Below are 9,254 nucleotides of genomic sequence, written 5' to 3'. Positions count from 1 at the left end.
GGCTGGGCCAAGAGGGGGAGGGCAGACAAACCGAGAGCCAAAGTCAGAGCGAAAATTTTCGTCAACATCACAGTTCCAAAATCCCAACGCATACCATAGACTATCCCACGAATAAATCGTGCCCGTGGACCCCACTAGTTTGCGTACTGAACTCAAGGCCCAGGCTCAAGCCCTAGGGTTCACCAAAGTAGGCATTGCCACAGCGGATTACCGCGAGGATTACCTAGCTACGTGGCTAGGGGCGGGCTATCACGGGGCGATGGGTTGGCTGGAGGACCCCCGCCGTCATGATATCCAACGGGTCCTGCCTGGGGTCCAGTCCGTGCTGGTGGTGGCCCTTGATTACAAAACTCCTGCCGATTCGCCTCAGCCGCCCGGTACGGCCTACATTTCGTGCTACAGCCGGGGACGCGATTACCACCGCGTCTTGGGCAACAAACTAAAACACCTGACCCGTTGGCTCACCACCCAGGCCCCGGACCATCAACACCGTTGGTACGTAGACACCGGGCCGCTCAACGAAAAAGTCTGGGCACAACGGGCGGGTCTAGGTTGGATTGGGAAGAACAGTCTGCTCTTGACTCGTGAGTTTGGGTCCTGGGTTTTCCTAGGGGTGCTACTGACCACCGTGCCCCTAACTGCTGACCCTCCCACCACCGCCCACTGCGGAACTTGTCAACGCTGTGTGCTAGCCTGTCCCACCGGAGCGATTCTACCCGGTGCCGTGGTGGACAGTAACCGTTGCTTGGCCTATCACACGATTGAGAATCCCGACCCCGTGTTACCGCCGGACCTAGACCTAGAGGGCTGGGTCGTGGGTTGTGATATCTGCCAGACCTGTTGCCCCTTTAACCAAAAAGCTCCCCTGACCCAAGTTGCCGATTTCTGGCCCCGTCCGGGAACTGTGGGCGTGCCCTTGATAAGCTTTGCCCAGTTTAGCGATGAGGAATTCGACCCATGGAGCCGGGGTATGGCCCTCCGCCGCGTCAAAGCCCTCCGCCTCCGCCGCAACGCCCGTCACCGTCCTAGCTAGAATTAAGACCAAAGCCCACAGGAAGCCCCATACAACTACAGGCGATAACTTACCCCAGTACCGATGGCGAACCTGTGGCAGAAACTTCCGTTCACCTATGGGCCATGATTACCAAGAAAATGGGTCTAAAGCCCCGTCCTTCAGGACGGCTTTTCGCCTCTTAGAAACAGACGCAAGTCTAACGTTAACAACTTCCAAAAAACTCCGATGGGTTATCATTGAACCATGATTGTCCTAGAGTCCAAACTTGACGGAAAACCAGAACAATATGATAGGCTCGATGCAGCCATCCGTACTGCTATATTATCGCCCTCCTGCAAGGTAATCAAAAACTTATATAGCAATTACAGGATGCAGAATGGCTTGTCATTTCTGTCATCAGCCAGCTTGAATTCCTGGCTTTTGATGGATTGAGTAAAGCCGACCAACAAATCTTTAGTCAATTTCTTCAACGTGTCGAGGAGTTTGTGTATTTTATTCTGATCGGTCCCCTAACCACGGTGAAGCCTGCATCGTTTCCAAACTCGCGGTACAGCCTAAGTCACAGTTGAGGGGAGTGATGGGGATGAGTTTTTGGGTGATGGCGCGGATGTCGGTCAGCGGGCTGTCCGAGGGGGGTTCCTCAATGACGGTCCCGGCTAACCAGTAATAAATCCGTCCCCGTGGGTCTACCCTTTTCTCAAACAGGTCCCGGTAACGGCGAGTACCCAGACGGGTAAAGCGGACCATCGCCAAAGATAGCTCCGCCACCGCCGGGAGGTTCACGTTAAGTAAATAAGGGGCAGCGAGGGGGCACTGGGGTAAATGGTCGATTAGTTGGGCAACGAGACGGGCCGGGGCCGCGAAGTCGGGGGTCTCATTATGGGTGACGAGAGAGATAGCAAGACTCGGCAGACCCTCAAGATAGCCCTCCATCGCCGCTGAGACTGTCCCCGAGTAGAACACATCCGTGCCCAGGTTCGGTCCCCAGTTGATCCCGGAGACTACGGCATCGGGGGGAGCCGGGAGGAGCGCGTTAAGGCCGAGTTTCACACTGTCCGCCGGGGTCCCACTGACGGCCCAGACCGCAACGTCTGGGTCAAAAATGTCCTGGACCCGTTCGACGCGCAGGGGGTCATTGATGGTCAGGGCACTGCTAGCGGCGGAGCGTTCCTGATTGGGACAAACCACCGTCACCTGATGACCCGCCGTGAGGAGGGCATGGGCCAAGGCACGAATACCGGGGGCATAGACCCCATCATCATTAGTGACTAAAATTTGCATGGGTTAATTATGAGGGATTGTGCGCCAACAGGTCACGACGGGGGTGCTGGTAATTGGCAGCGGGACAGCGGGGGTGGCAGCAGCCCTCCAGTGTGCCCGTCGCGGCGTGCGGGTGGCTTTGGTGGGTGAGGACCGTCAGCTCGGGGGGATGTTCACCGCCCAAGGCGTGAGTGCCTGTGATGGCAATGAACTCATGGGCTTCCAGACCGGACTCTGGCGGGTTTTCCTCCAGGAACTTTATCGCCGACAGACGACGGGACTCCACCACAGTTGGGTGAGCTTTTTTACCTTCGATCCCAGGGTGGGGGAGGGGATTTTCCGCGATTGGGTCCAGGAACTCGTGCCCCGCTTATTGTGGTTGCCCCAACAACAACTTTTTGAGGTCCGTCGGCAAGGGGACCGGGTGACAGGAGCGGTCTTCACGGACTACGAAATCACGGCTCAAGTCACCATTGATGCCACAGAACTAGGCGATGGGTTGCATTTAGGCGGGGTGCCCTACCGTTGGGGCTGGGAAACCCAGGCCATCTTTCAGGAACCTAGTGCCCCGGTGGTTTTGGGGGAACTCCATCATAAATATCCCGTGCAAGCCCTGACCTGGGTGGCCTTGCTGCAAGGCGCGGGTGGGGCGACTGAAATAGTTCCCTCAGCTATATTTCAAAACACCTTCCGGCAGCACAGTCCCGCCCGGATGTTGAGCTACGGTGCCCTGACCCCGGACCTTTATATGGTCAACTGGCCCCAAGACGGCAACGATTACGCCGTGGACTTAGACCGCTTGGTGACAGGGGTACGGGCAGACGTGCTGGCAGCAGCCCGCGCCCATACCCGCCAGTTCATCACCTATTTACAACAGGTATTCGGCCCTGATTTACAGCCCGCCGCCTTTTTACCAGGCGGACTGGCCCAGCAGCCCTATTACCGAGAGAGCCGCCGGGTGGTGGGCCTGAAGACAGTGACGGAGCTTGATATTTTGCCCGTGGCGGGGGGACGGGTGGCAGCCTTGGACCGGGATTGGATTGCCTTTGGGAACTACGCCAATGACCATCACTACCCAGGGGATCGTTGGCCCGTGGCGAGTAAGGCGACGGTCTGGGGCGGACGGTGGACGGGTACCCCCTTCGGAATTCCCTATGGAGCCTTGGTCCCCGCCACCGTGGATGGATTACTGGTGACAGAAAGAAATATCTCGGTGAGTCATATCGCCAATGGAGCCACCCGTCTACAACCCTTGGTCCTCAACCTCGGTCAGGTGGCGGGACTCGCGGCGGCCCTCTGTGTAGAGCGGGGTCTGTCTCCCCACGAACTGCCGGTAATGGACCTGCAATTCGCCTTACTCACGGAGCCCACGGCTCCGGCGGGGGTAGTGCCTTTTTATAACCTGACCTCCCAGGACCCGCGCTACCCCGCTCTACAACAGGCCATCCTCCAGGGCGGACCCTACTCACCGGATGGACAGGCCCCGGTTTCGCCCACCCCGGCAGTTGTGACAGGCAAGTCCTACCGGGGGACGCTCTTTGTAGCGGGTTCTCAGTCCACCTTTGCCACGCCAGAACTCGGGGCCGTCCCCCTCGTCACCCTAGAGCCCACCGTTGCCGAGTTTTTAGCCAATGCCCCGGCCCAACAGGAAGTGCAGGTGGTGGGAATCTATTACCCCAAGGGCGTCTGGTTTGCGGCCTCAGCGATTGGGGAGGTTGGGATTGGCGTATGCTAAGCAGTAAGTGACGTATGGAGAAGACCATGCTTCGGAAAGGTATATATTTCCTGTTCGGTGAAAAAGCGGGACGAACCATGGTCGGAAGCTGGAACTGGCTCTGGGGAATGCCCGTGGAAGAGGGCGGCAAAGTGGCAGTTTCAGTGGCTGAGGAATCCCTGCGGACGATGCAAGAATCGGTCCAAGGCTTGACCCAGGCGGTCGCCACCCAGGTCGCGGCCTACCAGCGTGCCCAGCAGAAGTACCAAGAGAAAGTCAAAGAATACAACCTCTACGAGTCCCAGGCCAAAACCGCCCAGCGTAACGGTAACGAGGACGCCGCCCGACTCGCCGTGAGCCGCTTACTCCAAGTCGAGCAAGTCCTCCCCCAACTCGAAGAACAGGTCAAACAGGCGGAGCAATTCGTCACCATGGCCAAAGAAAAATTGAACCGTGAACGCATGAAGCTCGAAACCTACAAAACCGACCTGCAAAACATGAAGGACATGACCGAGATTAACGAGGCCCTAGCCCAGATGTCCAAGGTCAACAGCGATTACAGTATTGACTCGGCCCGCTCCCAATTTGAAGAAGCCAAAAACGCTGTCCAACGTAAAAACCTGAAGGTGGCGGCCTTCAACGAACTCTCTGAAAACCCCGCCGAGAAGACCGAAGCTGACCTCCAGCGGATGACCCTAGACGACGAGATTAACCGTCGTCTCGCCCAACTCGAGCCACCCAAAGCCCTACCCCCGGAGCGATAACCGATGAGCCAGTCTAGAGGCGGACCGCCACCGATTGTCTATATTTTGCTAGTTCTGCTCCTCGGTGGAGCGGGCTATTATTTCTACGCTCAATCAGGCGGCAACCTGACGGTGCCCACGATGGGCGGTACGACTACAACGCCCGGTACAGCTTCCGCTCCGGCTCCCACCAACCTCACCTTGCCCGACAGTCTCGCGGCTGGGAGTACAGTGCGCTTGGATGGCTCCACCAGCCTTGCGCGTTTCAATAAATTGTTAGGCCAAGCCTTTGTTGCTCGTTATAGCGGCGTCCAGTACAGCGGTCAGGCCAACGGTAGCTCCAATGGACTCAAGGCTCTCCTCGCCGGTCAAGTAGACGTGGCTGCTTCCTCCCGGCCCCTCAAGGCTGAAGAATCAGCCCAGGGTCTCACCGCCGTTCCTGTCAAAAATGATGCCATTGCCATCCTGGTGGGCCGCGCCAATCCCTTCAATCAGGGTTTGACCACCGACCAACTGCGCGATATTTTCTTGGGTAAAGTCAATAACTGGTCTCAGGTGGGCGGTACCGCCCTACCCCTACGGGTAGTCAACCGCAATCCCAGTAGCGGGACCTATCAACAGTTCCGTGATGCAGTCCTCGGCGGTGCGGAGTTCGGAAGTGGGGCCAACTGGACAACCATGCCCAAAGATGTCACCACTGAGCTGCTCCAGAAGTTGGGTACCAACGGTATCGGTTACGCCAACTACAGCGAGACACGGAAACAGACCACCATCAGTGCCCTAGCCGTAGATGGCACGTTACCCGGCTCCCCCAACTACCCCCTCATCACTACCCTTTACTACGTCTATGGTCCCAACGCCACGGACGCAGCGAAGGCTTTTGTCGCCTTTGCCACGAGCGAACAGGGTAAAGTGATTGCGGCAGCCGACTGATGAGTCCAGCTAGACAAAAATCCTTGGCAGTACTAATGAAGTTGCTCACACCGTAAGACAGTTATAAACGCGGGGTCTAAACACTGGATATTGAGCCCGGCGGACGCCATATATAGGTGCTTCTGGGTGTGAATATGGGCGATGGAGGATTTTTCTATGTTGATACCTCACCTAGTCCGGCACGATATCGGCAGGGGTCCTGGTACGTCCTACCATGAGCAGCTGAGGCTAACGGCGGGAGAACATCACCTTGGACAAATGTTAAGATACGAAACGATAGACTATGACCGTCCGCGAAAGGTTGAAGCAATGACGACGGAAATCCTGGAGAAGCCCAAGTCCGAGGTCCAGAAGAAGCTCACTCCCCAGTACAAAGTTCTCCTCCACAACGACACTCACAACTCAATGGAACACGTCGTCGAGGCTCTGTTGATGACCATCCCCCGTCTCCAGCCTCCTCAGGCCGTCGGGATCATGATGGAAGCCCATACCGCCGGGGTTGCTGTGGTGATTGTCTGTGCTCAGGAACACGCTGAATTCTATTGTGAACAACTTAAAAGCCACGGCCTGACCAGCACCATCGAACCTGATGTTTAGGGCATGGACCCCGCCGAATTAACGCTAGGACAAGTGCAAGAATGCCTGGAGTCCTTCGCCACCGGGCAGCCCGTCCCCCAGGATCTGCTGAGTGAGGTCCTACGTCAGACTCAGTTTTTTTTGGAATCCGACGAAATCTCCTTGCCCATCAAGGCCCGTCTGCAACGGCTAGAACTCGCGGTTCTCGATACCTACCGGCCCACTCAGCCCGAGGAAGCCCGTCTCCTCCTAACCTTCACCCGCCAGGACCGTGAAGGCGTTTCCGTAGATGTCTTGGTGCGAGTCGTCCAAGCGGTCATTGAGCTACTGACGGAGGTCGCTAAACTCCGGGACCTGAGTTTTATCCCTACCTATGACCTGACGGCTCTCCAGGCGGGCGGGATGAGTGTCGAAATGCGTTGTCTGCATCTCGATTATTACCAGCCCCAGCTTGGCGAACCCGAGGAACCCCAGTATCTCGGCTTGATTGAGCGCGTGGGCGAAGTCTTCCAGACCCTAGGTATGGGTCAACCGACCGATAAAGAAGCCCTCCAGCACCTCCTGCCCCCCCGTGCCCGCCGTGCCCTCAATCAGTTAGTCCGGCTGCTGCGTCCCGAGGTGAGTGACCTGAATACCCTAGAGCTAACCATCGCCCAGGGCAACCAACGCACCCCCGCCGCCGTCTTGAACCAGGAGAACCGCGAACTCTTCTACTTCCCTGAAGCCCCCGAGTGGCAAGAAGTTCGCCTCGTCGGGATCTTGACACGCCGTGAACAGGACCTCGATGAACGCCGCAACAGTGTCCACATCCAGGGCCAAGACGGTATCCTCTACATCTGTCGCCGTTTCAGCGACCGCATCTATCAAGACCAACTCAGTCAGCTGCCCCTGGGTACTCAAATCTGCTTGACTGGCAAAATCAAGTACACCTACGACGACACCCAGACGCCCCGTCGCGCTGAATGCCGCGTCCATCAAGTAACTATCCCGCCCCTACCCGAACAGCAAATTCCCCTGTGGGTAGGAGAGTAGCCCTAACGGTCTAGCGCAGCCAAACTAGAGATTCTCTTAGAGTAGAGGAGTCGCCTGTGCTCTATTCATGTTGCTAAGTTATGCCCAAGACCTGACCAACTTCTTAGAGTCGCACCGGACTGGGGCTCAAGTTGTGGCGGTGGGGGGCTATGTGCGGGATTTGGCTATCACTGAGATCCACGGGTCTCAAGCTCCCCTCAAGGACTTGGACCTAGAAATATACCGCTTCCCCACCGAAGGATTACGTACCGCCCTCCAGGACTTTGCCCGTCAGCGACGGTTAAATTTTTTAGAAGTGGGCAAGTCCTTTGGGGTGTTCAAACTGAGCTTGCCGGACCAACCAGGACTGGCCCTCGATGTAGCGGTGCCCCGTCGTGAGAGTCAACAGGGACCCCGCCATCAGGATTTTGCAGTGGTGGGCGACCCGGAGATGTCCTTCCCGGAAGCCGCCGCCCGCCGCGATTTCACTATCAATAGTATGGGTCTGCACTTAGGAACAAAGGAATGGTTCGACCCCTATCAAGGCCGCGCCCACTTGGACCAACGGTTACTCAAACACGTCAGCTCCGCCTTTGCTGAGGACGCGCTCCGCGTCCTGCGGGGAGCCCAGTTCATGGCCCGTTTTAACCTCCGCATGGCCCCCGAAACCGAACAACTCTGTCGTACCTTGACCCCGGAATTCCTCTCGCGGGAACGGATTGAAGAGGAATTCAATAAGTTGCTGACTAAGGCTCTCTACCCCAGCTTGGGGCTAGAGATGTTACGGCGGGTGGGTTGGCTCGCCTACTTCCCTGAACTCGCGGCTCTCGTCGGGGTACCCCAGGACCCCCAGTGGCACCCCGAGGGGAATGTCTGGGTCCACACTTGCATGGTGGTAGATCAAGCCGCCCGTCTCACCCACACCGCGCCCCCCGAGGTCCGCCAACGGGTGATGTACGGGGCCTTGTGTCATGACTTAGGTAAACCCCCGACCACCCAATTTGAGGACGGACACTGGCGGTCACGGGGCCACGATGTCGCCGGGGAGCAACCCAGCCGTAACCTGCTCAAACGCATCACGGAGAACCGCGACTTGACGGAAGCCGTAGTGCGCTTGGTCCTTAACCACCTCCACCCCCATATGCTCTGGCACCAACAGGCTGGCCCCAGCGCGGTTCGTCGTCTCGCTAATCGTCTCGCGCCCTACACCACGATTCAAGAGCTAGTCCTCTGTGCCCGCGCCGACCACTTTGGGCGGACCACTCCCGAAGCCTTGAGTTACCAGGACCCAGGCGGGGAATGGCTCTTGGCTCAAGCCGAACACCTCGCCGTCCACAACCAACCCCTCCAACCCCTCTTGATGGGCCGTCACCTGATTGAAAGGAGCCTCTCACCCAGCCCCCAGTTCAAACTAATCCTTGCCCAAGCCCTCGAAGCCCAGATTGAAGGTAAATTCCAGGACCTAGCGGGGGCACTGGACTGGCTCGACCACTGTTACGGCAAGTTGTGAAATGGATACTAACAAGGCGAGTTTTATCGCCTGTACATTGCGAGAATAGCCATGGACAGGAACAAGGTTGATCTTCTCCTCCCGTAAAAGAGAGACTCGCTGGTTTTAGCACACTTGCATCTGCTGATATTGCTTATCGTCAGGAGCTGTACGCTCTATGCCCCTGATACCACTGGCACCGCATACTTCGCGGTATATTTTAAGAGCGAGCAAATATCTATACGACTCTGATAGACTTAGACTCGCCTTAACTGACTTTTCTGAACATTCAATGAGCAAGGTCCAATCAGAATAACCGCGACCGTCAAGATTCAATAATTGTCGTAGGATTTTCCGAAGCCGATAGTACAAGTACTTCTGAATAAATGCCTGTAATGACGGTACTCTATCGCTAGGTTGCTAGCTGACGACTATATTCGTCCTGTTGATCCACAGAACGAAACTCAAGAAACGTGGAGAACAAAACCAAAAGGGGGTGAACACCTTCAGGCT

General features: G+C 56.9%; 8 protein-coding genes. 7 read left to right on the top strand and 1 reads right to left on the bottom strand.

Annotated features, from left to right (window positions below; all coding sequences use genetic code 11):
- Positions 1-124: 124 nt before the first annotated feature.
- Positions 125-1,033, top strand: a complete 909-nt coding sequence (gene queG, locus HFM78_RS14245; protein ID WP_287130119.1) for a tRNA epoxyqueuosine(34) reductase QueG — start codon at positions 125-127, stop codon at positions 1,031-1,033.
- A gap of 474 nt (positions 1,034-1,507) precedes the next feature.
- Here the strand turns inward: queG and surE are convergent, their stop codons facing one another.
- Positions 1,508-2,296 carry a 5'/3'-nucleotidase SurE gene (gene surE, locus HFM78_RS14240; protein ID WP_287130118.1) on the bottom strand — a complete coding sequence of 263 codons (789 nt, stop codon included), beginning with the start codon at positions 2,294-2,296 and terminating at the stop codon, positions 1,508-1,510.
- Positions 2,297-2,315: 19 nt separating this feature from the next.
- Here surE and HFM78_RS14235 point away from each other — a divergent pair, with 19 nt between their 5' ends.
- The 6 genes from HFM78_RS14235 (at position 2,316) to HFM78_RS14210 (ending at position 8,762) form a co-directional block, all read left to right on the top strand.
- The gene (locus HFM78_RS14235) at positions 2,316-4,010 is read left to right on the top strand and encodes an FAD-dependent oxidoreductase (RefSeq protein WP_287130117.1); all 1,695 of its coding nucleotides are present in this window, start codon (positions 2,316-2,318) and stop codon (positions 4,008-4,010) included.
- 77 nt (positions 4,011-4,087) lie between these two features.
- Positions 4,088-4,753 (top strand): PspA/IM30 family protein, encoded by a 666-nt coding sequence (locus tag HFM78_RS14230; protein WP_287130116.1) that lies wholly within the window; start codon positions 4,088-4,090, stop codon positions 4,751-4,753.
- A 3-nt stretch (positions 4,754-4,756) separates the two neighbouring features.
- Positions 4,757-5,665 (top strand): phosphate ABC transporter substrate-binding protein, encoded by a 909-nt coding sequence (locus HFM78_RS14225; protein WP_287130115.1) that lies wholly within the window; start codon positions 4,757-4,759, stop codon positions 5,663-5,665.
- Between the two features lie 309 nt (positions 5,666-5,974).
- On the top strand, positions 5,975-6,262 hold the full coding sequence (clpS, locus tag HFM78_RS14220) for an ATP-dependent Clp protease adapter ClpS (protein ID WP_287130114.1): 288 nt from the start codon (positions 5,975-5,977) through the stop codon (positions 6,260-6,262).
- Between the two features lie 3 nt (positions 6,263-6,265).
- Positions 6,266-7,273, top strand: a complete 1,008-nt coding sequence (locus HFM78_RS14215; protein WP_287130113.1) for a hypothetical protein — start codon at positions 6,266-6,268, stop codon at positions 7,271-7,273.
- A 67-nt stretch (positions 7,274-7,340) separates the two neighbouring features.
- Positions 7,341-8,762 (top strand): CCA tRNA nucleotidyltransferase, encoded by a 1,422-nt coding sequence (locus HFM78_RS14210; protein WP_287130112.1) that lies wholly within the window; start codon positions 7,341-7,343, stop codon positions 8,760-8,762.
- The last annotated feature ends 492 nt before the right edge of the window (positions 8,763-9,254 follow it).

The organism is Candidatus Cyanaurora vandensis (assembly GCF_013285555.1).
GTDB lineage: Bacteria > Cyanobacteriota > Cyanobacteriia > Gloeobacterales > Anthocerotibacteraceae > Cyanaurora > Cyanaurora vandensis.
Note: the sequence above shows the minus strand (reverse complement) of the source record. Positions and strands in the feature narration are given on the sequence as shown.